Origin of the sequence: Carboxylicivirga marina, assembly GCF_016612505.1 — a bacterium.
Taxonomy (GTDB): Bacteria; Bacteroidota; Bacteroidia; order Bacteroidales; family Marinilabiliaceae; genus Carboxylicivirga; species Carboxylicivirga marina.
Genome location: NZ_JAENRR010000010.1, coordinates 82,137 through 108,571 on the forward strand (window position 1 = coordinate 82,137; position 26,435 = coordinate 108,571).

Below are 26,435 nucleotides of genomic sequence, written 5' to 3' on the forward strand. Positions count from 1 at the left end.
TATTGAGCTTAGTAGCTTATCTCAATACTTTTACAAAACACACTACAAACTATAAGCCTTAGTCCTTTAGTGTATTCTAATGTGTCTTTGTTAATAAGTTTTGTTTTTGAAATAGCTCTTAGCTGACGGTAATAAGCTAAAGAGAGATAATAGTGTGTTGTAAGTGTAAGGCATTTATTGAGTTGGCTGTTGTAAGAAGTTGAAATTTATATGCTAAATAGTTAATATAGTTATGGAAACTACAGAGTTATATAAGGTTAAGTTACTTGAAGTAAGAGAAGAATCTAAATTATCACATTATCAAGCTGTTTTGGATGATTTTAAAGCAACTAATCCCTTCTTAACTCAAATGGAATTATTCTATCAACCTGGTCTTTTTATCTATAATACGAGTGGGGGTGTTCTCGAATATGCTGATACTGTTTTTTTGACCAGCCACCAGATTTATAATCAGCCATTGAACTACTCACCTATCCGCAGACTGTTGCAAAAGCGTATAAAACAGAGTGAAATTGATAAGCTCACAAAATTGGATGGTGGTATCCAGATAAAGAGTAAAAATAACTTTGTTAGTACTATCGTTAATGTTGATAATGCTGATGGCAGTAAAGACCATTTTTACATTCTTTTAGTCAAATGCAAGGACTTACTGAAAAGCGAAAACCTGCACATTGGAATCTTGTTTAAACTGACTGCAACTGATGAGGAAGATGACCTGCGTTCCAATATGTATGCTGCCTATAAAAAGCGATTGATGGATTTATCCCAGCGAGAGCTAGAAGTATTAAAATCCATAGTAGAAGGCAATACGGATGCTGAAATAGCAGGCAGTTTATGCATCAGTATATTTACGGCTAAAAAACACCGTAAAAACATTCTAAAAAAACTTCAAGTAAAGAACACCGCCTATTTGGCTTATATGGTGGGCAAAGCCAATTTATTTTAAATCGCAGTACACCTTTTCGCAACATTGTTCATTAAATCCTACGGTCGTAAACAATAGGGTTAATGATATTATTGTATAAATACTTGACATTTTAATATAGCCCTTTGGGGTAATTGAATTCGCTAAAAGCTCATCTTAATTTTACACCTCTTAACATTTGGTTACAATATTTTATGGACAACACTTTAGCAAAGTATACCAATTGTTATGAGCACATATATTAATCTTAAAGTAAATGTTATGAGAAAAATTGTATGGTTACTAGCAGCGTTTGCACTAGTAGTAAGTAGTTGTAATGAGAAAGTTGATGGACCAAGAGAACAATCTATTGAAATATCATTTGATGTTAATCAATTAGGTTTTTCCACCCAATTAAAAAGTGGGCAAGAAAATGTGCCAATATGCCAGGATATTGAGATAGAGCGATTAGAGTATGCACAATTTAAGCTTAAGTATAAAGTGATTGATGATAATGGAAGAGAGCAGTTTATTGAATCACCTTATACTTCATTGCTTACCTGGATTAATGGTAAATTGGTTACTCAACCAATTAAGTTAGCTATTCCAGATGGAGATGTTCAAATGTTCTGTATTACAGAGTTTTTTATATTTGAAGATATCAATGATAATGCAATATATGATCCGGACTTTGCTGATAATAATGGAAGAACAGATGTTATTTTAAGAGCGGCACCTAATAAGTATAGTCGTTATTATGATTTGGTAATTGACTCGCATTGTTTGGATTTGTGTTTTGATGTTGAAAGTTTCAAAAAGTTTGAATTTGAAATTGATGTCCTTTGTTTTGAGGATTTAGATTACGACAGTTTTGGATTTGCATGGTTCGATCTAAACCTTATTAAGATCGAAAGAATGTGTTGGTTTGGCGATCTTTGTATTGGCGCTAATTCAGATATTTATGCAAGTCAAAATTCTGGCTATGGTTCTAGTATTCTTTTTGATATGCCAGCAGTTATGAAAGTAGAACTTTTTAAGAAGGTGGGAGATAACTTTCAACCTATCTTAAAAGGAGGATATCCATTGGTGTTTTCAAATAAGGATGGTTATGATCCTGATACAGGTACATGTATGGAAGTCTTTTGGCCAAATGATGAATCTGTAGATGAATGTTTCCGTCTGGAATATTCAGTTTGGAAACTAAAAGAAAGTGGAGATTTTGGATGGGTTTATATGGACGCCATTGAGTATTGTGAAGAAGCTTTTGGAGGTGATGTCTCTGTTGAAACTGCTTTCTGGGAAGGCTATTTAGGCTCTGATGGTGTATTCGATTTTGTAGTAGGTACATGTTTTGAAGATCCAGAAATTACTTCAACAGGCAGTGGCTGTACCCGTACACAAGGTTTCTGGAAAAATCATTTCGATTTATGGTCAGACAAGGCTGATGCTTTAGTATATTTAGGGATTTTAAATGATCCGCCTAAAGGGGATATGGAGAAAATTTTAAAGAAACAATACATTGCAGCTATGTTAAATGTAATGATTAATGGTGTTATACTAAGTGATAGTGAATGTACTGATGTCAAGATTGCCTATGATAAAGCAGTTGCTCATTTTAGTGGCGGTGCGCAAATTCCAGTGGGTGAGTTGGAAGGAGTGAAGGATGTACTTGATGCATTTAATAATGGTGATTATGAATGTTATTCTCATTGTAATTAGGAGAGATCTTCTTACTAGTAAAAGCCGGCATATGCCGGTTTTTTTTTACACTCGTAATTCTGGTTCCAACTAATGAATCACCCGATTAAAACACAATCACTCGTGTAATAGCCTGTTAAGTGTTCGTGTGACAGCTACTTCGTCAGCCTGTTCAGGTTATCAAAAGCACAAACGGATGTCATCTTTATTAGCAGTTGGTTAATAAAGATGACATCCGTATTTATACCTGTAGTTTTAGGTTAACTCTGTGAGAAAAAAAAGGTAATAAATCAATCCCCCTCCCTCCGCGATTGCGGAGTGCTTCCCCTTTAAAAAAGGTGGAGAAGGATTTACAGCTTGCAAAAAATTACCACGCACCTGTCTTCCCTTTGCCCTTAGGCAGGGGAAGTACCACGTCTAAGGCGTGGTGATGGGGGTGTTTTATACATTTTGCCAATAGCGTCCTAAATGATTTTATTCTATGCTCTAAACTTCTTGTTACGAACCGGCCTCAGCCGGTAAACCAAAAAACAAGTTTGATTTGACGGTTAAGAATCGATTTTTGTTTGAGACTTTTTGAGGAATGAGAAAAGTTGAGTTTAATCGATTTTAGTCAATCGAACGTAGCTTTTTTGAGTGAAGCGGGTGTAGCCTTGATGCTTTTTCCTTAGTTTTTGACATCAAGATCAAAAAGTAAGTCGGGTTTGGGCGGATAGCCCAAGCGATGAAATTAATTAGGACAATATTGACATTTTGCTATTAAAGATGTCATCTATTTTATTATAATACCCCTTTATGGTAATTGTTTGAAAAGAGCAAGTCTGCTAACTTTATCGTATTAGTGCCCAAGGAATGCAAGCAGGCATCATTGATAAAATAATAGACTATAGTCATTTTAAATAAAGCGAGTTAATATAGTTTAAAAGATATAATCATCCACATCTTAAAGAGTAACCAGGACGTGATGATTTGTTTTAGGTTAGCCCCGCAAAGGCGGGGCTTTTGCGTATAAGTGTGCTTTACGGATGTCATCTTTATTTACGATATGTCAATAAAGATGACATCCGTTTCCGTTTTTTAACAAATTATCAATGACAGTCTTTGAATAATGCAAAAGTGCCATGAAGTGATAGAATTGCTATTGGTGAAAATTGATTCATCAATAAATGCACGCATTTCACCAAGTAATTGTAGTTGTTAGTGTAAGGATTGTAACAAATACCCATTTTGGGTTATTGAACCTAGGCAATTGTCGTCATAAGTTTGCTAGCGGTTTTTAAGTCTGAGTATTAAAACACCCAAATCCTAAATCTCATACTGAATGAACCACTATTATTAATTTTTAATTTCAAACTTAATTACTATGAAAAAGTTATTTTTTGTAGCTATCGCTATGATGGCATTGATTGCTTGTGACAAAACGGATGATGTTGGAAAAGATTTAAGAGGCGACATTAGATTTAATATCAACACAGGCACAGCTCAAGAGGATTTAAAAGGCGCTGTAGCACCTGGTGTATTACCTGTTTATGTAAACAGTTTAAGTCTTACGGCTACTCCACTTAACGGGAATGTACCTGTGAGTGATGTTTTCAGTGCTGGTACGGTAGCTGACCCAAGCGAAGTTACTTTAGCTAACGTTTGGTATGGTCAGAATACTTTTACGGCTACAACTACGCCTCTATATTTCACTGATTTAGCTGATCCAGACTTTAATAACGTGGTTCGTCCAGCAATTAAAAGTGCGATTGGCCTTAATAATGTTAACGTTAAGATGGTAGACCCCGTTAATGGTATGTTCTGTATCAGGGATTCACACCCTGGTTCTACCTATACCACTACTGAGATGTCTGGCGCACTACGTCAAGTTCCTCCATACGTTGAGTTTACAGGTGAAACAACAGCTGTTATTAACCATGAGTTTGAGCAAAACAATGGTGACATAACAATTGACATGGGGACTGAGAATGGTAGATTGATTACTACATTCGAATTCGAAGACGCTGGTGCTAAGAACTACTATGCAAAATTGTTCTACAATGATGGTAATGTTGAAAAGGATATTAGCGTATATCTACAGTATTTTATTGCAGGTGCCAATAAGTCAGCTCTTTACTGGTCGGGAGTAAATGCGATAGACGGTGCTAAAATGAGTTTAAGATTAGAAATTTATTCATCTGAAGATACTGGTAATGACCCAAGCAATCATGTTAAAGTTAATGAGTTCAATTTAATGGATCCTGCTGTGATTGACCAAGATATCCTAATGGTTGACAAAGGAGTTGACAAGTGGGTTAAAATTGTTGTAAGCGAAGACGCGATAAAGACTGAAAGCCCTCTTAAATCGATGTTTACTTGGGATTGGACTACTGACGATTCAGGTGATGTTGTAATCGGAGCAAATAACTAAAAAAAATCATCAATAAATAAATTTGTCTTAGATTTTTTATCATAGTTAAAGTACAAAGGGGTATTTATAAATGCCCCTTTGCTATTTTATAAAAACAGATACACATCTTTGAAGAGTGACTTATTTGTGATGATGTTTTAGGTAAGCTCCGCTAAACGGGGCTTTTTTGTATAGAAATTAAACGGATGTCATCTATATTGGCAGTTTGTTAATATAGATGACATCCTTTATTTATGCACAAAGCATATATTTCACACCTCCACCTCTTTTATTCTGCGTTCTCTCTTCCCTTTGCACCAAATACTCCTTAACTTGTATTAATCAACCTGTCCTGCTCTATGTATATCAAAATTGTTGATTATGGCTTGGAGGTATTTAAATGTGAGGAGAAGTCACCAGTTGTTGCAGAAGAAAGGCAATTCAATTAAGTCGCCGGCGCGTCGATCTTTCATTCGAACCATTAGTTTGGGGGCTTTGATCTGGAGTCCTTTGATGGAGTCGGTATTTGCACTCAGTAAAAAAACGTTTAAAATCATAAAACGTCAACAGCAGTTGTTTTTCTACCGTCATGGAAAACTCGTATGGGAAATCTCTCATAAGATCTTTAGCGATGATTACCAACTGGCTTATAAGAAGGAGAAAGACCATTATCACATCGAAGCAAAAGGCCTTCGTTATCACTATACCGATTTCAGTTTTAACTTAAAAGCTGATATCTATCTCACAAAAGGCGAATGGTATTGTCGAATACATATACCACAGCTGCATATTCGACAAGAAATGGATTGGATGGCATGGCTCGATCAAAGTTCAGAGTTGAATGGCACAATAACACCAAGGCGATTAATTAGCTCATCATTAATAAAACTAAGTGTTGTAAAATATACGCCGTGTACACTGGATACCAACTGGCGATTGCAAGTTGAATCACCACAAGCTTTAATTATCGAGAATGCTTCAGGGCACTACAGTGCAAGTCGCATTTGTTTGGCAAGCACTATTGATGAGATTGATTTTCTGAAAAACACCAGCAATAGCTCTTATCTGAGTATCGATGATTTTGATGATTGGTATCGCTTTATTCAGTTGCATTTACCCAATCACCCCTTAACAAGAGTAGACGAAGATTTACCAACCTTACATTTTCAATTGTCTGACGACATCTGTTTATGGACCAATGATCAACATGGACGTTTTGGGGTAAAAGGTCTTGAACAAGCACTAGCTACCTCTTTTCTGTTTGCAGAATATACTCAATCACAGACCGCAAAAGTATATCTCTCTGCAAGTGTTGAAGCAGGGTGGATGCCAACGGAACTGGGTTCGTTTATGCTTCGTCCGCAGGAACAGCGACCCGACTATGAATACCAGGGCGATTTGAAAGGCATGGTTAATGAGCACTATCAACCACGCACCAGTGGTTTTAAACCCATTGTAAGTGGTGGAGTGGCTCTGGCTTCGGCCGATGACATGAGCTTATTGACAATTCAGCCTCAGGAGCCGGTTAAAAAGAAGAAATCGACCACCAATGAGTTGGTCATCGCCAAAGATAAGGTCATTTATAAGCCTAAAAAAGCATTGAAATTCAGAGTGCTTCGTCCGGAGGATATGTTAATTCTGGAGTTTGAATTACACAATTTTTCATTGGTACGACAAGGAGCCATTTCTTTTGCTGAGCTAAGTAATGCCAATAAAAAGGGATTAGTTATTATCAATTTCACAACGCAGCACACGCTTGAAGAGGCTTTTTATGAATCCAACAAGATACCTGGTGTTGCGAGCTCTGATACTGTGAATCTTCCGGTCAGGCACTTACGAGCCCGTAAGAGCCGATTAGTGTATGAGTTACCTGCTAAGAGCAAAGGGCTGCCGCTTAGTATTGAGCAATTGTTAAACTGGAGTTCACTCAAGCTGCGCGTTAACCCGCGGGCATGGATTAAGATACCTCAATTTAAATCTAAGAAGAAACGTCAATATGTTCAGGTACATAATTCAACAATACCTAAACGAAAAAAGTACCTCGAACGAGAATCTAAGGATTATGCCATTAAGCTGTATGCTGGTTCGCGTGATAAAACAGCTAAGGCAACACTATACAACGATGGGCAATTAGGTCAGTTGTTGGCAGCCGATAAAGTACAAACCATCAAACCAGGCTTTAGTATTTATGACCTTAAAAATATCAACCTGAAAGTTGAACCCGTGCCCGATACTCATACATCTATTGAGGCACCGGCGTTAATGTATATTTCACCTAATCAGGTGAGTGATTTTGTCCATCAGCAGAAATTACAATTGAGAAATCATCAGGAAGTTAGTAAATCATCCGAAGGAGTAGTCAATAATTTTAATTTGGCTGCTGATAACCTCAGTACTAATAAAGGTGCTATTGCCGAACTGTGGCATACCATTTTAGGAGTAAAGCTAAAAAATGGTAAAACTACGCGTGAATTGTCAGTTTTTAAAACCATCCGTGCGTTATGGGCCGATGAAGCGAGTTCGAACTTCAAGCAATTACCGCCTTTGGGAGGCCCATTTATGGCATCTTTAGATGGGAATGACCGGCATGTATTGGTACATACTACATCAAATTATTCCATACCACAATATTATCCCAAAGCGGTTGAGGTGAAAAATCTGATGCTAACCACCTTGGGTGCTTATCTCGATTGGCATGCCTTTTTTGATGTGCCTTCACCTGCAGATGCTGAGCTAAATATCACTGAGTGGGAGCACCTGGCCACTTTGGGACGTGATCATTATGTCAAGGTGGTTCGTGAAGGGTATTTATTTCCTTTTGGACATCGTGCAGCTCTGGTTAAAGTGACTGAGCGTAAATTTCACCCCGGTACTAAGTCGGCTGTCAACAGGCAACGTATGTACATTGTGGTGTTGGAGAAAGAAGTGCTGTATGCGCGTAACAATCCAAATAATCAGTTTATACCATTTGCTTTTCAGTCGGTGCAGATTAATACCACTCAAACACCTAATATCGATAATCCGCTTGAACAGCCTATTATCAATGTGCCTTCGGGAGGGGGCGAGTTTCAGGTAATGGCGCCTAATAATCAACAGAAGAAATTTGGCGGCAGTGGCAATACTTCATACAACTTTTACATTAATGTGAATAACAAAGGGTTCTTGTTTGATATCGTTTTAGCCGATAAAGAAGGCGTGGAGCATGCCTTGCGAATGCCATTGGCATTTCTGGAGAATAAGGTGGCTCGAAAAAGTAACCTGGTTCAGCAAATTATCGATAAATACAACCCTAATGCCTTGTATAATCGGATGGATTTGAATGAGCAGGATATTGCCTATGCTCCAAGTATGCTGGACGGAGATACTTCTTTTGAAACACAAAGCATTCAGTTTGGCGCCGAAGTATATCCTGCCAATGGCGAGGCGGATATTAAATTTCATCCGGTTATTCAGCAAGCTGAAGTGTTTATTAAACAATTGAATGAGATGACTGGTGTGCGGCAAGCAGCTGCTATCCAATTAGAGGATGATAATAATGCGGGTGATGTGTTTGCCTCCGTGAAAAATGCAGTTGTTGATTTTTCCAATGGTTCAGATAAGGCAGGTGGTTTCTTATCACCCAATATGGGTATATCGGCCCTGAGTAAGTTGCAGGGCCCCGTTGGTGGTGATATTGCAGATAGTAAGGCGCTGGCTTTTAATCCCGACGATTTTTTTAAAGCATTGGATGATTTCCCTGTGGCGAAGATATTTGGTGTTATCAAAATATTTGATTTGCTGCTTGGCGGTATGGACTTGTCGGGTGCCTTCGATGGGATTAAAAATATGTCGAGCCAGGCAAAAGAAGAGATTGATGATATCAAAACGGAGATTCTCTACCTTGAGAATCAGGCCAAAGAGTTGCAGGAGGATTTGAGCGAACAGATCAATACTTTGAAGCAAAGTATTAAAGATAAAACGGATGAGCTCCTGAATATGCTCAATGGCAGTGTGCCAAAGATACCCAACTTCAAGACTTTTGTGACTGCGGAGGCATTCTATGCTGAATACAAGTGGCAGCCTGAATTTAAATCCAACCCTATTAAAGTGATTGAAGACATCCTGCATGTGCGGGTGGATGATCCCAATAAAGCACTAACCATCACTACTGCTCTGGAGAAACCTTTTGATGGTGGTAAAGAAGCTTCATTTACCGGCTCGGCACGTTTTGAGAAGTTTGGCATTGATCTGGTGCCTTTGCTGGCGGTGAATTTTAATTTTATGGAATTTAAATCGGGCAATGCACAAAAAACCAATGTAAAAGTGGATATTGATGCTGAGAATCCCATTCAGTTTAAGGGAGCCTTGAGTTTTGTCAATAATCTGCAAAATATTATTCCAAGTACCGGTTTCTCAGATGATGGCCCATATATTAAGCTGCAGCCTACACAAGTAACAGCCGGTTTTACCATTGGTATTCCTAATGTTGAAGTGGGCATTTGCATGATTAGCAATATAAGTTTGGGTGCGCATGTCACCTTGCCATTTACCGGAGCGCCATTAGAAATGGGATTTAATTTCTGTAAACGCGAGAATCCTTTTATGCTTACTATCTCATGCTTTGGAGGTGGTGGCTATTTCATGCTTATTACCACGCTCAAAGGTCTTAAATCCATCGAAGCAGCTTTTGAATTTGGGGCTGCTATATCATTGAATGTTGGTGTAGCCTCAGGTGGTGTGTCGGTTATGGGTGGTATTTATTACAAGTTTGAACTTATTGAAAAGGTGCTGCCAACGCCCAATGGTGATGTGGTTGAGGAAATTGGTTCATCCACCATTATTGGCTACATACGTATCAATGGTCACCTCTCTATTTTGGGTATTATATCTATCTCTATGGAGTTTTACCTGGCCTTTATTGCTGTTTTCTCCGATGGAAAGGTACAGAAACTGGAAGGAGTGGCAACCGTCAAAGTGAAGGTGGAAGTCTTGTTCTTTAGTAAAACAGTGTCGGTTACTGTACGACGTGAACTAAAGGGTGCCGATGCTGACCCTAAATTTATTGAGATGATTGATGAAGATGACTGGCAGGAGTACTGTATGGCTTTTGCTGGTTAGGGCGAAGGCAGGAAAAAAAGCCCCCATCGCCTAAAGGCACTTCCCCAAGGGGAAGATGGAAAGTATCGTAAGAAAATTCTCCCCAGGGGAGATACCCGGAGGGAGAGGGGGATAAATGAGCAGCAATGCTAAAAAATAATGAGAGAAAAGACAAATTATGGAAATTATACTAACGACATTACCGCATAAACGTGACTTAGATAAGGACTTACTTAATTTGTCAGTCTTTGTCTCTGTAAAGCTAAATACCTCCAGCGATACCACCTTAGAATCTTTTCCTGATATTCTGGAGTGGTCTGAGAAGGTCTTAAATGCAGATTTTTCTTTTCGCCTGGAAGATGGCACCTTAATTGAAGCTCAGCTAAATAAGACTAATATAAATACGGAGTTGTATCAACGGATTTTTCATCCGGATATAAAAGTAGATGATTTTAAGGATGATGAACCTTTGATACAAAAACGGTTCTATTCCTTTCCTGTTAAACATGTGCAGGATTTTATTCTTAAAACCGTTAAGGAGGAAGCGCTTGTGAATCCATCGCGCAAACTAAAACCAGAGCGTTTTGTAGATGATACGCAGATGGGAGCCATTAGTCAATATAAGTTACAGAGTGATGAGGTCAGGCGGGTATCCAGGGGGAGAACACGTCAGTCTATTGTAAAGCCTTTAATGGTTCGTAAGCGTGATGAAGATGACAATATCAGACTGCAGGTGAAAGAGAAGCAGTTTAAGCGCTTTGATAAGCAGATGAATCCCAAGAGTGATTTTGCTGAACTACGCCAGTTTCATAAAGTGGATAAAACGATAAAAACAACACCCAGGCTGCAATTGGAAAAGCCACGTTTTGAGTTTCACGACATCATGGCCAATATTAACAGTTATCCGCAAATTATGCGTATGATGGGTTTTGTACTTGATTTAACAATACCTTTTTCAAAGGATGTACCTAAGAAAGGTACCATTGGTGTGGTGCCTCAAAATTTGAATTTGAGTGATGATTACGATTTGTCGATTCCTGCCACTGCTTATGAGCTGAGCGATGATGGCTTTTTTGCCCGAGATAAGGCAGACTCACTGTTTAAGCATGGCTTTGTAAAAGTGAATACCGGCGAGTTTGATGTGGTGCAAATTGATGCCGATGGTGCGGCGCTGAAGACCAATAATATGGCCGAGAGTAAGGTGCAGGAAATTGCACGTTTTTACGAGGTGAAAAGCGAGATAAGCCGCAGTAAAGTGGTGCGTCAGGAGATTTTGGATGAGGTTGAGCCACCACAGGAAGAAGGATTGCCTTACATGCGCTCAGCAGGTATTGCTATTACCAAAAACGGTATGGCGGAGCATTTATTCAAGCGCATCGAACGTAATGTGCAATTAAAAGATGAGTTTAAAGCGCTGAAGTCAAAGTCTTACGATGTCAAAAGCCGTAAGACAAATAACAAGGACTTGCAACTAAATACCTTTAAAGTAAAGCTGCCATCCAAAGCGCTTTATTCTGATGATATTGTGCAGGGCTATCGAATGGATATTGCCTATGAAGATGAACCGGATAAGTGGTACTCTTTACATTGGCGACAGGATACTTATCAATGGTACGATGAGTCTGATACGGCGCATCCTATTGATAATATTGTGCCTGATGAAGGCTACATACAACTGGGTTTAACAGAGGATCCGGATGAACCGGATGATGTGTTTGTTTCGGAAACCATGGCGCGTTGGGAGGGCTGGAGTTTATCGGTTCGCAAACCTGGTTATGCCATAAACGAGTCAGACGATTATGAGTTGAAAGATGGCGAAACGGAGAAGAAGGATTTTGTCAATACCTCTAAAAGTGTAGAAGCTCAGAAATATGCTTATGATAGTGAGCTTGATTTTCGCATTCATGCCGAGTCGAAGAGTATTGCAGGCACGTTGCCTCGTTTGCGTTTTGGCAATAGCTACCGTTTGCGCATTCGTACAGTAGACCTGGCAGGTAACAGTGTGGCGCATACTGTTGCTACAAGCGATACAACCACTTCGGAGCGTACGCAAATAAAATATCTGCGTTACGAACCACTTGGTAGTCCAATTGTATTGGTGGGTAACCGCCTAAAAGATGGTGAATTTCTTGAGAGCATGGTTATTCGTTCTAATTATGGCCAATCGGCCGAAGAGTATGAAGCTGCTCACACCTTGAATGAAACGCTGGATAAGTTTTCATTACGTTATTTGCTGCCTCCTAAAAATAGTCAGCAGATGGCCGAGTGTCATGGTATGTTTGAAAAGGCCTTTGGTGATGCTCAAAAAGCCAAAGAAATCTACCAGATAATTACTAATCATGAGGGTTTGTATCAGCAAGATGAAAAGAACAAGGAGAAGGTTTATCAGCCATCAGAAGTTGAAATTATCTATTTGCCCGATCCGATGGCAGCAGGGGTTGCTTTATTTTTAACAGAGGACGATGAGCATAGTCATACCCAGGGTTTTGAGCCGCGACTCTTTAGTTTTTTTACGAGTGATGAAATAAAGTCCGATAAAACCGATGCTGTTAATATTCCGGAAGATTGGTATAAATGTGGTTTTATTCGCATAAAACTGGAAGAGGGAGACTATAATTCGGTTTGGAGTAAAAACGATCGTCAGCTTACTTTTTATCTGCCCAAGGGGATTCGCACGCGTATTCGTTTCAGTACCTTCTGGCGCGAGAGTGATTTAAATGAGGTGTCAGCTATTTGGGAAATGATAAAAGGTGAGAGTGGTAGTGAGGAGGCCAAAGAATTGGCTTACTCAGGTCGACACTGGATAGTGAGTCCATCGCGCGAAATGGAATTGGTGCATGCGGTTCAGCAACCGCTTGATGCACCGGCGATAGAAGAATTATTGCCCAATCGTGATTTCAAAACCAACTTTGCTAATATTAATCTTCGTTTTGATATTCATGGTGAGAGTACTGAGAAAGTTGAGTTGCAAGCACGTTGGAAAGAACCATGGGACGATGGACTTTCGGTATCGATTAAAGAAAAGGAGGGAAGCAATAGCATACCAGATATCAACATCAACTACCACGATGATGTGGTAACTCGTGGTACTATCCCTGAACCAGAGAAGCTGCAGAAGGCGCCTGTAAAAAATATTCAGGTTCAACCACTAAAGGCTTTTGCCTTGCGAAGTAAGGCTGAGTTTGAAGCGGAACCACAACCCAAAGCTAAGCGTATTAATCAGGATTACCAGATTCAGAATACAACCTTTCAGAAGTTTCAAGAACTGAAAGTAAAGGCTGCTGATAATCTGGTGAACCGTGTTAAGTTCGATGTGGAGGAATATCAATTTAATTTCTTCAAGCGTATTAACCTGCGCTCATTACCACTTAAGCATCAGTTTGGTGATACCAGGCACCGTTGGATCGATTATCGTCTTTTAGCTGCTTCGCGTTACGATGAGTATTTCGACAAAATACTGGCTGCTAATCCAGAGTTAAAAACTTCGCGACTGAGTGAGTGGAAGGAACGTGTTAATATTCCCAGCTCCGTTCGTCCAAAAGCACCCGAAATTGATTACATCATTCCTACTTTCGAATGGCGGAAGACAGCCAATGAAACAGCTATGCGTCATCAGCGCATGGGCGGTGGTTTGCGCATTTTTATCAAACGGCCTTGGTTCTCTTCTGGTGATGATGAAATGCTGGGAGTTATCTTACCGGAATTGGGCTATAACCCCACGAGCTTTGTTAGTAAATCACCTGGATATAATGCCGATTATACGAATTGGGGTATTGATCCTTTATTGTACTCGGTTCAGCCAAAATCATTTTCTCCCAAGCCTGAGGATTTCTTTATGAACCCGGTTATAGATGATGACGTACAATACCCCGAAAAGAATAAACGTGCTAAAGTGGTGGCTTATCCGGTTCATTTCGATAGTGACCGACAGGTTTGGTTTGCCGATATGCGTATCAACCCCAATGGTATGTATTTCCCATTTGTTAAATTGGTGTTAGCACGATATCAGCCATATTCAGTTCGTAAAGACAAAGAAGATGTTTGTCTGTCGCCTGTGGTAGCGGCCAATTTTAACCAGCTGGTGCCTGAGCGGCAAACTACCGTTCGTTTTGATAAGGCCGATGTAAAACATAAACTTAGCATCACGATTGAAGGAACGATTTACAATGAGAAATATGCCAAGTTTGGCAACTATAATTTCTTGAAAATAAGCTTTCAGGATACGAAATATTCACGCCCGATTTATGGTGCGGTAGATGATGGTCAGGTTGATAAAGGATTGTTAGAAGAGACACTGATTATTCGGATATCATCTAAGTATGTGACGAATAATCGTTACGCCATTTCGAAAGAATTTAAGTTGCCGGGTAAATACAAAAAGGACGCTTATCAGATAATTATTGAAGAGTATGAGCGAGGGCCAAGTAGAATTGCCGGTTTACCACCTGAGTACAAAGGACGGCTAGAGCAATCAGAACAAACTGACCGCTTGATTTATGCCGATGTATTTAATGTGAATAAAACCGAGATGACAATTTCGGGATAGAGAAAGAATGGCACATTAGCTATTAATACGTCAACATAGTCCCGACATTTGGTTCTGTGGAATAGTTATAATTCCATGCTGCCTAATTGTACGGTTATGTCTCCGTGGTCTTCGGCGGTGTTGCTGAAAGAGTATTCCATGCGGAATAGCTCTACGGCTGCAAAGAATTATTATTATTCCCTGTTGCCATAGCATCCGGCTCTACTGCTGAGGGCTTCGGCAGTGATACCGGAATATTATTCCATAAAGAATAGTCCTTTAGCCACACGGAATCATTATCATTCTCTATAGCCGCAATGTTCGGCTCAGTCGCCGAGGGCTTCAGCAGTGTTGCCTGAACAATATTCCATATAGAATAATCTTTTGGCTACATGGAATCATTATTTTGCTCTATGGAATTGTCTTCGGTCTCCTATCCTCCGCCTTCTATTTCCCGTCTTTACGACAGCTCATTCTCGATAATCTCGCTAAATACTTCTTTTATGTCCAAGCCAGCTGCTTCAATCTGTTGTGGGATAAAGCTGGTAACTGTCATGCCTGGAGTAGTATTAACTTCCAGAAGGAATATTTTATTGTCGCTGATGATGTAATCAATACGTACAATGCCTTTACAGCCAAGTATATCATATATAAGCGAAGAGATAGACTGAATGCGGTCACGCACTTTGTCTTCAATGCGGGCAGGTGTAATTTCTTCTACCTTGCTGGCCGTATATTTGGCTTCGAAGTCAAAAAAGTCATTTTTGCTCACTACTTCAGTCACCGGAAAAACTTCTTGTTTTTTGCTGGTTTTGTATAAACCGCAGGTCACTTCTGTGCCGGCTACAAATTGCTCAATAATGACTTCATCGCTTTCGGTAAATGCTTTTTCAATGGCAGGTGTTATCTCTGATGATTCTTTCACTTTGGTGATACCAAAGCTTGAGCCGCCTGCGTTGGGTTTAACAAAACACGGCAAGCCCAATTGTTCAATAATATCATTACCATTAAAACTGTGGCCTTTTCGTACCAGCACCGAATCAGCTACTGCTACCCCAAAACCTTTTAAGTAAGTGTTACAGGTAAACTTGTTAAAACTGATGCTGGCCGCCTGAGTATCACAGGTACTATGTGGGATATTCAGCATCTTAAAATACCCTTGTAACAAGCCATCTTCGCCAGGCGTGCCATGGATGGTGATATATGCAAAGTCGATGGCAATTTTGTTGCCATTAACCATGAATGAAAAATCATTTTTATCAACAGGGTATTCTTCTTCATCAATAATCGCACACCACTTTTCGTTAGTTATTAAAATGGGGTAGCGCTTGTATTTTGTTTCATCAATAAAGGTCATAACACCTTCTTTGCTTTTTTCTGAAACAATTATTTCCGATGAATATCCTCCGTAGATAATAGCAATATTTTTCATTTTTTGGTTAATCAGCTTTTGAGTTATTGATAAAACTAGTCGTTTTCTCGTCCGGCAATATATCCGCGCCACTTTTCAATAGCCTGCATCATGTCGTCCGGAATCTCAGTGTTAAAGGAAATATTTTCTTTAGATGTTGGATGTACAAAGCCTAATGTTTTAGCATGTAAGGCCTGACGTGGCAATATCTTAAAACAGTTTTGTACAAACTGCTTGTATTTTGTGAAAGTAGTGCCTTTTAGAATCTGGTGTCCGCCATACCGTTCATCGTTAAATAGTGGATGGCCAATGTGCTTCATGTGAGCTCTAATCTGGTGTGTACGGCCTGTTTCCAGTTTGCATTCAACCAAAGTGACATACCCCAGACGTTCCAATACTTTATAGTGTGTCACGGCATGCTTACCTCTGTCACCATCCGGAAAAACGGCCATTTGTTTTCGATCTTGAAGGCTGCGTCCTACATTACCAATAATGGTTCCTTCATCTTCTTTTGGTTGTCCCCACACAATCGCTACATAAGTTCGCTGTGATGTTTTCTCGAAAAATTGACGTGCCAAAAAGTTCTTGGCCTGCTCTGTTTTTGCAACAACCAATAAGCCCGATGTGTCTTTGTCAATCCGGTGAACCAGGCCAGGGCGAGGATCTTCCGAATTAAACAAGGGTAAATCTTTTAAATGCCAGGCCAGGGCGTTAACCATGGTACCGGTGTAATTACCATGCCCGGGGTGTACCACCATGCCTGGTTTTTTATTGATGATAATTAGCTCATCATCTTCGTAAGGAATATCCAGTGGAATATCTTGTGCAATAATCTCCAGTTCTCGCTTTGGATACGACATTACGATGGTGATTATTTCACTGGCTTTTATCTTGTAATTAGATTTTACTGGTTTGTCATTAACACGAATGTTACCTGCAGCAGCAGCATCTTGTATTTTATTACGTGAGGCATTTTCAATTCGGTTAACCAGAAACTTATCGATGCGCAAAGGTTTTTGACCTGGATCGGTTTCAAAACGATAATGCTCATACAATTCATTGCTTTCTTCTAATTCTTCAAATTCCTCTTCTTGTATGTGCTCAGACATTTTTATTGATAATTAGTTGATTTAATATATCGTTTATTTGAGGTTGTTCGTTATTGATAGCTGACTTTAGCAGTATCAACACTTAACCAGATGTCGATGGATGATCCCAACGGGATGCGTTCTCCTGTTTCGGCCGATGGTTGCTGTTGCCAGATGGTTGCTGCTGTTGAGTCTTCTGCCGTTTGAACCGACTCATCGTAAATGACCGCGCCTACATTAAGCGAAACAGAAACCGAGTAACTTTGTGCCTCTTCAAGAGTTAAGGCTGTTAAGTCAGGTACATTGGTACGTTCGGTACTCAATCCCTTACCAATGTGCAGGTCAATTACTGAGCCCTTAAGCACAACCGTACCAGGTTCAACAGGTTTACCTTTATATAATTGTTGTAACACCAGGTTGCGATATTCGCTTGGTACATAAATGAGTTCACCGGTAACTAAACCATATGATTCCAGAATCACCTTGGCATTTCGGAGTGAATAATCAATCAAGTTCGGTATTTGAACCCTTTCCGGTGCAATTGCTTTAATTGTAAAGTGTATGTTTCGGTTTTCTTTCACCATGCTCCCCGGAGCAGGTATTTGCTCAATGACAGCTCCTGGTAGAAAACCATCGACATGTGCAGAGTCAATAATATTATATCGAAATCCCTTTTCTTTAATCAGCTCGCTAAACTGCTCTTGAGTTAAACCTCTGAAATCAGGAACCGGGTAATATTCGCCATGGTTTGTGTAAATGTTTAAGCTTACAAAAGTTGCTATTAAAGCGAAGGTAATAACAACAATGGCAATCAGTATATTTTTTACAAACACATTGTTGAAAAGGATTTTAATAAATGACATATGCACTATCGTTTGTTAATAGTCAATAAACCATAATCGACTATTGAGTAAGTACCAGTTTTCTCGGTTGTTCAAAAATAGTAAAACTTCTGCTACTAAACTTATGGGTATAAAAAAAGTAAAGAACCCAAATTGAGGATTCTTTACTTTTTATATTGTGAAAGCTAATAATTAAGCTTTATGTCTTTTTTCGCTAGAAACGCTTAATTTCTTACGTCCTTTAGCTCTTCTTGCAGCAAGTACTTTACGACCGCTTGCACTAGCCATTCTTTCGCGGAAACCATGCTTGTTTCTTCTCTTTCTGTTTGATGGTTGAAATGTCCTTTTCATTTGTATGTAATTTTTTTATTCTTCTTAGATTATTGCTTTCGAAAAGGATTCATTTCGGGATTTCCTCCTTTTAGATGGCAACTCAGCGTTATTCCTTTGACTTTTCGGATTGCAAAAATACATGTTTTTTTTATCTTCCAAAAAAAAATACATGCTTTTTTAAGTTCACTTTTAAAACAATCGTAAAAGCTTGTTACATTGAGAGGTGAATGATCTTTTTTGTTTCAAAAAATTCCTCTTCAAAGTAGTTTGTTAATGGTGTGATAGAAACTCGATTTCTAAAATCAGTCAATTCATCGTCAAAGTCGCCTCCTTTTAGATAAATAATACCATTGGTAACTGCATTTTTATTGCTTGATAAAAACTTGTTCTGACAAAGCTTAACAAAGGCCGGAAATGCAGTTACAGCTCTACTAATGATAAAATCGTATTGATTAGGATGATTTTCTACCCGCACTTGCTCGGCAGTGAGGTTCTGCAAACCTAATGCATCAGCTACGCCTTTAACTACCTTAATCTTTTTGCCTATTGAATCAATCGAATGAAACTGACAGTCGGGAAACATGATTGCTAAGGGAATACTCGGAAAGCCGCCACCACACCCAACATCTAGTATTCGTGTGTCTTTTTCGAATTGTATAAAAGCGGCAATGCTCAAGGAATGCAGCACATGGCGTTCATAAAAATGATCCATGTCCTTTCGGGAGATTACATTGATTTTTGAATTCCAGTCGGCATATAATGTTCCCAACATACCTAACTTTTCCTCTGTTTCAGGATTCAGCTTGGGGAAATACTTTCTAATTAAATCCATTGAATTATAGTAGAACTGTTGTTCTGAAATATTAAGTGAGTATTGAGTGAAATTTCTTTACTCTAATTTAATTTGATATCAGAGTTTTTGAGTGTGTTGAACAGAAGCTCACGGGCTCTAAATAGCTGAGCTTTAACTGTACCTAATGGTAAGTCTAATTCTTCTGCAATTTCTTCGTATGAAAACTCTTTAAAATAGCGTAGTTCAATTAAAATGCGGTAACGTGGTTTTAGCTTTTTCACCACAGTTCGCATCAAAACCTTCTTTTGCTGTTTGATTAAATGCTCTTCCGGATCTGGTGTTTCATCCTTTAAGTGGATAGGCTGGTCGTTTTCTTTATCATCTGAAATACCACCGTCAATAGAAACGATGTTATTGCGTTTTTTTCTAAGAAAATCGATACAGTTATTAGATGCAATTTTGAAAAGCCAGGTACTAAATGCGTAATTAGGAGAATATTGGTGGATGTTTTTAAAGGCCTTGCCAAATGCCTCAATGGTTAAATCTTCAGCATCACTTTTATTATTAACCATCTTCAGTAACATAAAATAGATGGCATCTCTATAACGGCCCATTAATTCAGCAAAAGCTTTTTGATCGCCTTTTACTGCATCGTCCACTAAGTCTAAATCATATTTTGCCTTATCAGATAGATTCGGATTTACTTCCATTTCTTCTTCTTTGCACTTATAATGTTAATTACCCAAACGCTCCCAACTAACAAAGGTGTTATAAAATCAAATAAGATAGTTGACCAGTGCAACTTGTTTTCTCCCATCTTTTTAGCTGCTATTGCAAGTATAATGTACAATGTAGCTAAGCGAATGACAAATAACCCCAATGTTATCGGAACAAAAGTAGGAAAAAAAAGTGAACAAAGTGTTAAGACCCAAAATATTTGACGCGTTAATGCTTCGGTGAATAACCAGCTTTTTATACCAATTTTATATAGAGGAGCTGTGGTTAAATGCCTTGATTTTCGCGTGACCCACTCCTTGTAGTTTTTGGGTGCAAGCGATACGGTCTGACTATCATAAGATGTTTGAATGCTTGTATTGGTTTTATTAGCGCAATGGCGAATAAATAAATCATCATCGCCTGAAGCAATGTTTAAATAAGTTTTAAAAACATTGCTTTGCTCAAATAAACTTTTGGTATATGCCATATTGCGCCCAACTGCCATAAAAGGCTTTTTACGTAGGGCAAATCCCATGTATTGAACCGCATTGAAGAACGTTTCGTATCGTAAGAACAAATTAAATAGCCCCTTCTTTTTTTCATATCGTCCATGGCCAATAATAATCTGCTTTTCTGAGTTAAATTGACTACTTACTTCAGTTAACCAATTATCAGATGTTGGATAACAATCAGCATCGGTGAAAATTAAATGCTCGTTATTCGCTGCTTTAATCCCAAGGGTTAAGGCTAGCTTCTTACCCTGGTAGTGCTGTTTGCTAAGCGGTATGTTAGTGTAATATAAGTTGTTGAATTTTGTTTTTAGCTGAGCCAAAATCATTTCGGTGTCGTCGCTTGAGCCATCATTCACCACAATCACTTCAAAATCAGGATGTGCTTGATTACACACAAGAGGAATGTGTTGCTTTAAATTTTCAGCTTCGTTTTTGGCACATATAATGACTGATATTGCCAAGTTATTATGACTATGAGTTTGTGGTTTAAAACGTGCCGTTTTTAAAAAGAAGAATAAATGATAAAAAACCTGAAATACCCAAGAGAAGAGATAAACCCCACTGATTATATAAAAAGTTGTTTCCTGCACAAGATTGAATTTTAGTCAAAAATGCAACAATTTTAGATGAATTACATGTTATGATGCTGCCGATTTGGTGTGATGACTAAAAAATATTTGACAATGGCTGAATTTCAGATATTATCAAACGGGTGTAATTTTAAATATCTAAAGGGCTGTTGTATATTTGCAGGCTGCATTTTTTTTATGGCAGTGAGATTGTTTAAACTTTATACTAGGGATAATGAAATTTGAGCTTCAGCATACCGATGCTAAAAGTAGTGCAAGAGCAGGAGAGATAACCACGGATCATGGTAAAATAGAAACACCGATTTTTATGCCCGTAGGAACTGTGGGTTCTGTGAAGGGTGTGCATTTTCGTGATTTGGAAGATGATGTTAAGGCTCAGATAATACTTGGGAATACCTATCATTTGTATTTAAGACCTGGCTTGGATGTGTTAAAAGCAGCAGGAGGATTACATAAGTTTAATGGATGGACCAAACCGATGTTGACAGATAGTGGAGGTTATCAGGTTTTTTCCTTAAGCGACAATCGCAAACTTACTGAAGAGGGAGCTATGTTTCGCTCACATCTGGATGGTTCAAAGCATTTATTTACACCTGAAAATGTGGTAGATATTCAACGTGTTATCGGTGCTGATATTATCATGGCCCTGGATGAATGTCCTCCAGGTGATGCAGAATATGAATATGCTAAAAAATCAATGGCTTTAACACATAGGTGGTTAAAACGAGGTGTTGATCACTTCGACAATACTGAGCCACTATACGGTCATTCACAAACATTCTTTCCTATTGTACAAGGGGCCGGATATCGTGATTTACGCACGCAATCGGCCGAATTTATCGCTTCTCAAAATCGGGAAGGGAACGCCATTGGTGGCTTGGCAGTAGGTGAGCCAACAGAGGTGATGTACGAAATGGTTGAATTAGTGAATGGTATTTTACCCAAAGACAAACCGCGTTACCTGATGGGCGTTGGTACGCCAGCCAACTTGCTTGAAAATATAGCACTGGGTGTTGATATGTTCGATTGTGTTATGCCAACACGAAATGGGCGTAATGGAATGTTATTTACTTCAGAAGGCATTTTAAACATGCGTAACGAGAAGTGGAAGAATGACTTTTCGCCGGTTGATCCGAATGGAACTTCGTTTGTCGATCATCATTACACTAAGGCTTACCTGCGACATTTATATGTGTCTAAAGAAATGTTGGCGGCTCAAATAGGAAGTATGCACAATCTTACTTTTTATTTATGGTTGGTGCGCGAAGCCCGAAAGCATATTATTGAAGGTGATTTTGCACAATGGAAAGATGTTATGGTGAAGAAATTAACCACCAGATTATAATCTGTAATGAGTGTGACGAATGCTTTAGTTGTCTATATCAAAGGGAACGATAATAATTATAACTAATTTAGCCTGTAACTATTTTTTCGTTCTTTTGTAAATGACAAAATGTTCATGAATTAAAACAACAGGTTTTGAAAAAACTTGATTTATATATACTTAAGAAGTTTCTGGGTACTTTCTTTTTTGCTATACTATTGATTATTAGTATTTCGGTGGTATTTGATGTGACCGAAAAGATTGATAATTTCTTTGATCACGGAGCGCCTTTAAAAGCCATCGTTTTTGATTATTATAAAAACTTCATTCCTTATTTCGCCAATTTATTTACACCACTGTTTGTATTTATAGCCGTGATCTTTTTTACTTCCAAAATGGCTTATCAAACTGAGATAATTGCCATTTTATCAAGTGGAGTGAGTTTTCAGCGAATGATGTATCCTTATTTCTTGGGAGCAGCGATTATTGGCGTATTTTCATTTTTATTAGGTGGATATGTTATTCCGCCGGCCAATCAAACACGAATTAAGTTTGAGAATGAATTTGTAAAAAATAGGAAGGAAAAAGGCTTGGAGAAAATCCATATGCAAATTGAACCAAGTGTTTTTGTATATATGGACAAATACCGTGCATACAGCGGCAGGGGTGAGCATTTCTCTATGGAGAAATATGATGAAAAGGAATTGATATCAAAGATTTCTGCCCGATATGCCAAATTTGATACTGCATCAGGCAAATGGCAATTAAGTAATTATGTGCTGCGCGAATTTACCAACGGTATTGAACATGAAATTTCAAGCGGATCAAAATTAGATACCCTTATCCCTAATATTTCACCTAAGGACTTTAAAGAAGAGCGTAAGTATTTTGAGATGATGACCAATGCCGAACTGAATAACTACATCGACGAGCAACGAGCGCGAGGTGTTGGAAATCTTGAAGAATTCTTGATCGAGAAATATAAACGGTGGGCATCTCCTTTTAGTGCATTTATATTAACACTTATAGGTGTTTCGTTGGCTTCCAGAAAAGTTCGGGGAGGTATGGGGTTGCACATTGGAGTTGGTATAGCACTTAGTTTTGGCTATATATTGTTTATGACTATTTCAACCACTTTTGCCATAAATGGTAATATGAATCCGATTTTAGCCGTTTGGTTGCCAAACATTGTTTTTACCGGTGTAGGAATATTTTTATATATGAGAGCGCCTAAATAGCTTGACACTTATGTTTTTAAGTGTGATATTGCCTTGATCGTAATAGCACTAACTGACCTTATTCCTTTTGTTAAAAAAAATAAATTAGTAATTATGCACTCTGAAAAATTGTTAATCAGAGTGAATAAATAAGCATTTTGATTAATAGTAGGTTAAATCAAATTTTTGGATTATGTCATTGAAAAAACACATCCTTGACCTTCGGAAAAGAAAGGAACAAGTGCAAAAGGGTGGTGGCGACAGAGCCATTGAAAAGCAAGCAGCCATGGGTAAAATGACGGCTCGCGAACGTATCCTGGCACTCGTTGATAAAGATTCTTTCACCGAGTATGACCTTTTTGTTGAGCACACTGCTCGCGACTTCGGTATGGACAAAAAGCAATTACATGGTGATGGAGTAATTATCGGTACAGGTACCATTTATGGTGCACCAATCTGTATCTTTGCGCAGGATTTTACTGTAGCCGGGGGATCATTAGGACTAATGCATGCCCGTAAAATTACAAAAATCATGGATCACGCTTTGAAAATGCGTGTGCCATTAATCGGTATTAATGATTCTGGTGGTGCTCGTATTCAGGAAGGTGTGAATTCATTAGCCGGATATGGGGAAATCTTCTACCGTAACACATTAGCTTCAGGTGTTATACCGCAGCTATCAGTTATTTTAGGGCCATGTGCCGGAGGTGCAGTTTACTCGCCAGCTTTAACAGATTTTGTTTTTGTAGTTGAGAATATTTCTAAAATGTTTATTACCGGACCAGGAGTGATTGAGTCAGTTCTTGGTGAAAAGATTTCGATGGAAGATCTTGGGGGAGCCCGTGTTCACGCCGAAACAACAGGTAATGCTCATTTCTATGCAGAGAGTGAATCAGACTGTTTTGAACAGATTAAGAAACTGATTACTTTCATTCCATGGAACAACTCTAAAAAAGCAAAAGCTTTCCCTCCAAAGCCGCCTAAGTTTAAAGGAAAGATTGAAGATATTATACCTTCTGATCCTAAAATGCCTTATGATGTACGTGATGTTATCAAAGCAATTGTTGATGATTCTGATTTCTTGGAAATTCAGGAGCTTTGGGCAGCAAACATCGTTATTGGTTTTGGTCGCTTAAATGGAGAAACAGTTGGTTTTGTAGCCAACCAGCCAATGGTATTAGCCGGCGTATTAGATTGTGATAGCTCTGATAAGGCAGCTCGCTTTATCCGTTTCTGTGATGCATTTAATGTACCTGTTATTACCTTGGAAGATATGCCTGGTTACTTACCTGGTGCCGACCAGGAACATGCCGGTGTAATTCGTCATGGTGCTAAAGTACTTTATGCTTATTCAGAGGCTACAGTGCCTAAGGTAACTGTAATCTTGCGTAAGGCATATGGTGGTGGTTACATTGCCATGAACTCACGTCACCTTGGTGCTGACTTTATGTTTGCATGGCCAACAGCTGAAATTGCGGTTATGGGTCCTGAAGGAGCTGCTAACATTATCTTCAAGAAAGAAATTGATGAAGCAGAAGACAAGGATGCTATGCGCGCTCTTAAGGTTGAAGAGTATAAAGAGAAATTTGCGAACCCATATGTAGCTGCTGCTAAAGGGTACATTGATTCGGTTATTGAACCAAATGAAACGCGCTCTTTATTATTGCATGCTATCGAGGTGTCAGCCGGAAAAGATGATCATCGTCCTGCTAAGAAACATGGTATTCCTCCATTTTAATAGTTAGAAGATGAGTACAAAGAAAACAGAAGGATTAGTTGATTTTGCTATACTTAGTATGAAGTATAAGACAAAGTTGACTAAGAAATTCGAAAACCGGGTGAAGTATGAAGACCCAAATCCAAACCATATTATGTCTTATATTCCAGGCACAATATGTGAAGTATTTGTGAAAGAAGGTCAGAAAGTAAAAGAAGGTGAATCACTTTTAATTCTGGAAGCCATGAAAATGCGTAACCAGATAACGATGCCTCATACAGGTAAAATAAAATCAATAAAAGTGACAACTGGAGACAGGATTCCTAAAAACCATTTAATGGTTGTGATAGAATAGAAAAAAAGCTGCCCACGGGCAGCTTTTTTTTATAACTGTTTAATCCATTTAAAATACTCCGGATGGGTTTTAATTTCGGGTGCTTCCTTAAATAGTCCAAATACGCTGGAGCCACTGCCAGACATGGAGGCATATGCAGCACCTGCTTCATATAGTTCCATTTTTATTCTGCCAATTTCTGGATGGTTTTTGAAAACCGACTTCTCAAAATCATTCTTAATATGATGCTTCCATTGTTCTAACGGAAGTTTAATTAAATCGACCAAAGAGTTCTCAGATGATTTAGGGTTTACGCCGCTATATGCTTCTGGAGTTGAAACATGAGTAGGCGGTTTAATTAGTGCAATATGATAACCCGATAAATCTAAATTAACAGGTTGGAGAATGTCTCCTATGCCTGTTGCATAAGCCGGTTTGTTATTGATGAAAAATGCACAATCGGCTCCTAGTTGAGCAGCCATATTATGTAACTCTTCATTCGAAATGCCTAGTTCAAACTCCTTATTGATGAGGTTAAGCATAAATGCACCATCAGCCGAGCCGCCACCCAATCCTGCACCAAAAGGGATGGCTTTATGCAGATGTATTTTTACTGGTGGTACGTCGTAGTTTTTTTTGATTATGTTGAGCGCTTTTATGCAGATGTTATCTTCAGGTAGGGCATCAACCTTAATGCCTGAATTACTAAATGTAAACGATTGCTCATCTTCAATATTAACAACCGTCTCAAGTATTTCTGTCAGTGGAATCGGGTAGAATACAGTTTCCAGATTATGATAGCCATCTGGTCGCTTCTCAACAACATTAAGGCCAATGTTTATTTTTGCATTGGGGTAACAAATCATATACTTTAGAATTTAGTTGCAAAGAAAGTTCTTTTTTATGAGTGTAGAAGTTAAAGCATTTAAATGTTGTGCTAAAAGCTCATGGTATTCATTCGCCAT

17 protein-coding genes are annotated in these 26,435 nt (G+C 38.7%); 9 read left to right on the forward strand and 8 right to left on the reverse strand.

Annotated elements, in window-relative coordinates; genetic code table 11:
* The first annotated feature begins 232 nt into the window (after positions 1-232).
* From JIV24_RS06345 to JIV24_RS06365, 5 genes are all read left to right on the forward strand, one after another.
* Positions 233-946, forward strand: coding sequence for a response regulator transcription factor (locus tag JIV24_RS06345; RefSeq protein WP_200464182.1), 714 nt, complete (start codon positions 233-235; stop codon positions 944-946).
* 240 nt (positions 947-1,186) lie between these two features.
* Complete coding sequence (locus JIV24_RS06350; protein ID WP_200464183.1) at positions 1,187-2,623, forward strand: hypothetical protein; 1,437 nt, start codon at positions 1,187-1,189, stop codon at positions 2,621-2,623.
* Positions 2,624-3,965: 1,342 nt separating this feature from the next.
* Positions 3,966-5,012 (forward strand): hypothetical protein, encoded by a 1,047-nt coding sequence (locus JIV24_RS06355; RefSeq protein WP_200464184.1) that lies wholly within the window; start codon positions 3,966-3,968, stop codon positions 5,010-5,012.
* Between the two features lie 360 nt (positions 5,013-5,372).
* Complete coding sequence (locus JIV24_RS06360; protein WP_200464185.1) at positions 5,373-10,088, forward strand: hypothetical protein; 4,716 nt, start codon at positions 5,373-5,375, stop codon at positions 10,086-10,088.
* 157 nt (positions 10,089-10,245) lie between these two features.
* Positions 10,246-14,613 carry a hypothetical protein gene (locus tag JIV24_RS06365; protein ID WP_200464186.1) on the forward strand — a complete coding sequence of 1,456 codons (4,368 nt, stop codon included), beginning with the start codon at positions 10,246-10,248 and terminating at the stop codon, positions 14,611-14,613.
* Positions 14,614-15,052: 439 nt separating this feature from the next.
* Here the strand turns inward: JIV24_RS06365 and JIV24_RS06370 are convergent, their stop codons facing one another.
* From JIV24_RS06370 to JIV24_RS06400, 7 genes are all read right to left on the reverse strand, one after another.
* Positions 15,053-16,024, reverse strand: a complete 972-nt coding sequence (locus tag JIV24_RS06370; protein ID WP_200464187.1) for a D-alanine--D-alanine ligase — start codon at positions 16,022-16,024, stop codon at positions 15,053-15,055.
* Positions 16,025-16,059: 35 nt separating this feature from the next.
* Positions 16,060-17,112, reverse strand: coding sequence for an RluA family pseudouridine synthase (locus JIV24_RS06375; protein WP_200464188.1), 1,053 nt, complete (start codon positions 17,110-17,112; stop codon positions 16,060-16,062).
* Positions 17,113-17,162: 50 nt separating this feature from the next.
* Positions 17,163-17,954, reverse strand: coding sequence for a PASTA domain-containing protein (locus JIV24_RS06380; RefSeq protein WP_200464189.1), 792 nt, complete (start codon positions 17,952-17,954; stop codon positions 17,163-17,165).
* A gap of 171 nt (positions 17,955-18,125) precedes the next feature.
* Positions 18,126-18,284 (reverse strand): 50S ribosomal protein L34, encoded by a 159-nt coding sequence (rpmH, locus tag JIV24_RS06385; RefSeq protein ID WP_200464190.1) that lies wholly within the window; start codon positions 18,282-18,284, stop codon positions 18,126-18,128.
* Positions 18,285-18,477: 193 nt separating this feature from the next.
* Entirely contained in the window at positions 18,478-19,098 is a 621-nt protein-coding gene (gene rsmG, locus JIV24_RS06390; protein WP_200464191.1) for a 16S rRNA (guanine(527)-N(7))-methyltransferase RsmG, read from the reverse strand.
* Between the two features lie 62 nt (positions 19,099-19,160).
* Positions 19,161-19,769 carry an RNA polymerase sigma factor gene (locus JIV24_RS06395; protein WP_200464192.1) on the reverse strand — a complete coding sequence of 203 codons (609 nt, stop codon included), beginning with the start codon at positions 19,767-19,769 and terminating at the stop codon, positions 19,161-19,163.
* The gene (locus JIV24_RS06400) at positions 19,760-20,878 is read right to left on the reverse strand and encodes a glycosyltransferase (protein ID WP_200464193.1); all 1,119 of its coding nucleotides are present in this window, start codon (positions 20,876-20,878) and stop codon (positions 19,760-19,762) included. The genes JIV24_RS06395 and JIV24_RS06400 overlap by 10 nt, the downstream gene beginning before the upstream one ends.
* A gap of 214 nt (positions 20,879-21,092) precedes the next feature.
* On the opposite strand from JIV24_RS06400, the gene tgt reads away from it, so the two are divergent.
* From tgt to JIV24_RS06420, 4 genes are all read left to right on the forward strand, one after another.
* A complete protein-coding gene (gene tgt, locus JIV24_RS06405; RefSeq protein WP_200464194.1) occupies positions 21,093-22,223 on the forward strand; it encodes a tRNA guanosine(34) transglycosylase Tgt in 1,131 nt (376 codons plus the stop codon).
* Between the two features lie 134 nt (positions 22,224-22,357).
* Positions 22,358-23,440, forward strand: coding sequence for an LptF/LptG family permease (locus JIV24_RS06410; protein ID WP_200464195.1), 1,083 nt, complete (start codon positions 22,358-22,360; stop codon positions 23,438-23,440).
* Positions 23,441-23,612: 172 nt separating this feature from the next.
* Positions 23,613-25,157 (forward strand): acyl-CoA carboxylase subunit beta, encoded by a 1,545-nt coding sequence (locus tag JIV24_RS06415; RefSeq protein WP_200464196.1) that lies wholly within the window; start codon positions 23,613-23,615, stop codon positions 25,155-25,157.
* A gap of 10 nt (positions 25,158-25,167) precedes the next feature.
* Positions 25,168-25,491 carry a biotin/lipoyl-containing protein gene (locus JIV24_RS06420; protein ID WP_200464197.1) on the forward strand — a complete coding sequence of 108 codons (324 nt, stop codon included), beginning with the start codon at positions 25,168-25,170 and terminating at the stop codon, positions 25,489-25,491.
* 29 nt (positions 25,492-25,520) lie between these two features.
* On the opposite strand, the gene ispE is transcribed toward JIV24_RS06420, so the two are convergent.
* Positions 25,521-26,336 carry a 4-(cytidine 5'-diphospho)-2-C-methyl-D-erythritol kinase gene (gene ispE / locus JIV24_RS06425; RefSeq protein WP_200464198.1) on the reverse strand — a complete coding sequence of 272 codons (816 nt, stop codon included), beginning with the start codon at positions 26,334-26,336 and terminating at the stop codon, positions 25,521-25,523.
* Positions 26,337-26,435 lie beyond the last annotated feature (99 nt).

What these genes read in the sequence shown, in the direction of transcription:
- JIV24_RS06345 (WP_200464182.1), top strand. Translation starts at nt 233, where the DNA reads ATGGAAACTACAGAGTTATATAAGGTTAAGTTACTTGAAGTAAGAGAA.
- JIV24_RS06350 (WP_200464183.1), top strand. Translation starts at nt 1,187, where the DNA reads ATGAGAAAAATTGTATGGTTACTAGCAGCGTTTGCACTAGTAGTAAGT.
- JIV24_RS06355 (WP_200464184.1), top strand. Translation starts at nt 3,966, where the DNA reads ATGAAAAAGTTATTTTTTGTAGCTATCGCTATGATGGCATTGATTGCT.
- JIV24_RS06360 (WP_200464185.1), top strand. Translation starts at nt 5,373, where the DNA reads ATGGCTTGGAGGTATTTAAATGTGAGGAGAAGTCACCAGTTGTTGCAG.
- JIV24_RS06365 (WP_200464186.1), top strand. Translation starts at nt 10,246, where the DNA reads ATGGAAATTATACTAACGACATTACCGCATAAACGTGACTTAGATAAG.
- JIV24_RS06370 (WP_200464187.1), bottom strand. Translation starts at nt 16,024, where the DNA reads ATGAAAAATATTGCTATTATCTACGGAGGATATTCATCGGAAATAATT.
- JIV24_RS06375 (WP_200464188.1), bottom strand. Translation starts at nt 17,112, where the DNA reads ATGTCTGAGCACATACAAGAAGAGGAATTTGAAGAATTAGAAGAAAGC.
- JIV24_RS06380 (WP_200464189.1), bottom strand. Translation starts at nt 17,954, where the DNA reads ATGTCATTTATTAAAATCCTTTTCAACAATGTGTTTGTAAAAAATATA.
- rpmH (WP_200464190.1), bottom strand. Translation starts at nt 18,284, where the DNA reads ATGAAAAGGACATTTCAACCATCAAACAGAAAGAGAAGAAACAAGCAT.
- rsmG (WP_200464191.1), bottom strand. Translation starts at nt 19,098, where the DNA reads ATGGATTTAATTAGAAAGTATTTCCCCAAGCTGAATCCTGAAACAGAG.
- JIV24_RS06395 (WP_200464192.1), bottom strand. Translation starts at nt 19,769, where the DNA reads ATGGAAGTAAATCCGAATCTATCTGATAAGGCAAAATATGATTTAGAC.
- tgt (WP_200464194.1), top strand. Translation starts at nt 21,093, where the DNA reads ATGAAATTTGAGCTTCAGCATACCGATGCTAAAAGTAGTGCAAGAGCA.
- JIV24_RS06415 (WP_200464196.1), top strand. Translation starts at nt 23,613, where the DNA reads ATGTCATTGAAAAAACACATCCTTGACCTTCGGAAAAGAAAGGAACAA.
- JIV24_RS06420 (WP_200464197.1), top strand. Translation starts at nt 25,168, where the DNA reads ATGAGTACAAAGAAAACAGAAGGATTAGTTGATTTTGCTATACTTAGT.
- ispE (WP_200464198.1), bottom strand. Translation starts at nt 26,336, where the DNA reads ATGATTTGTTACCCCAATGCAAAAATAAACATTGGCCTTAATGTTGTT.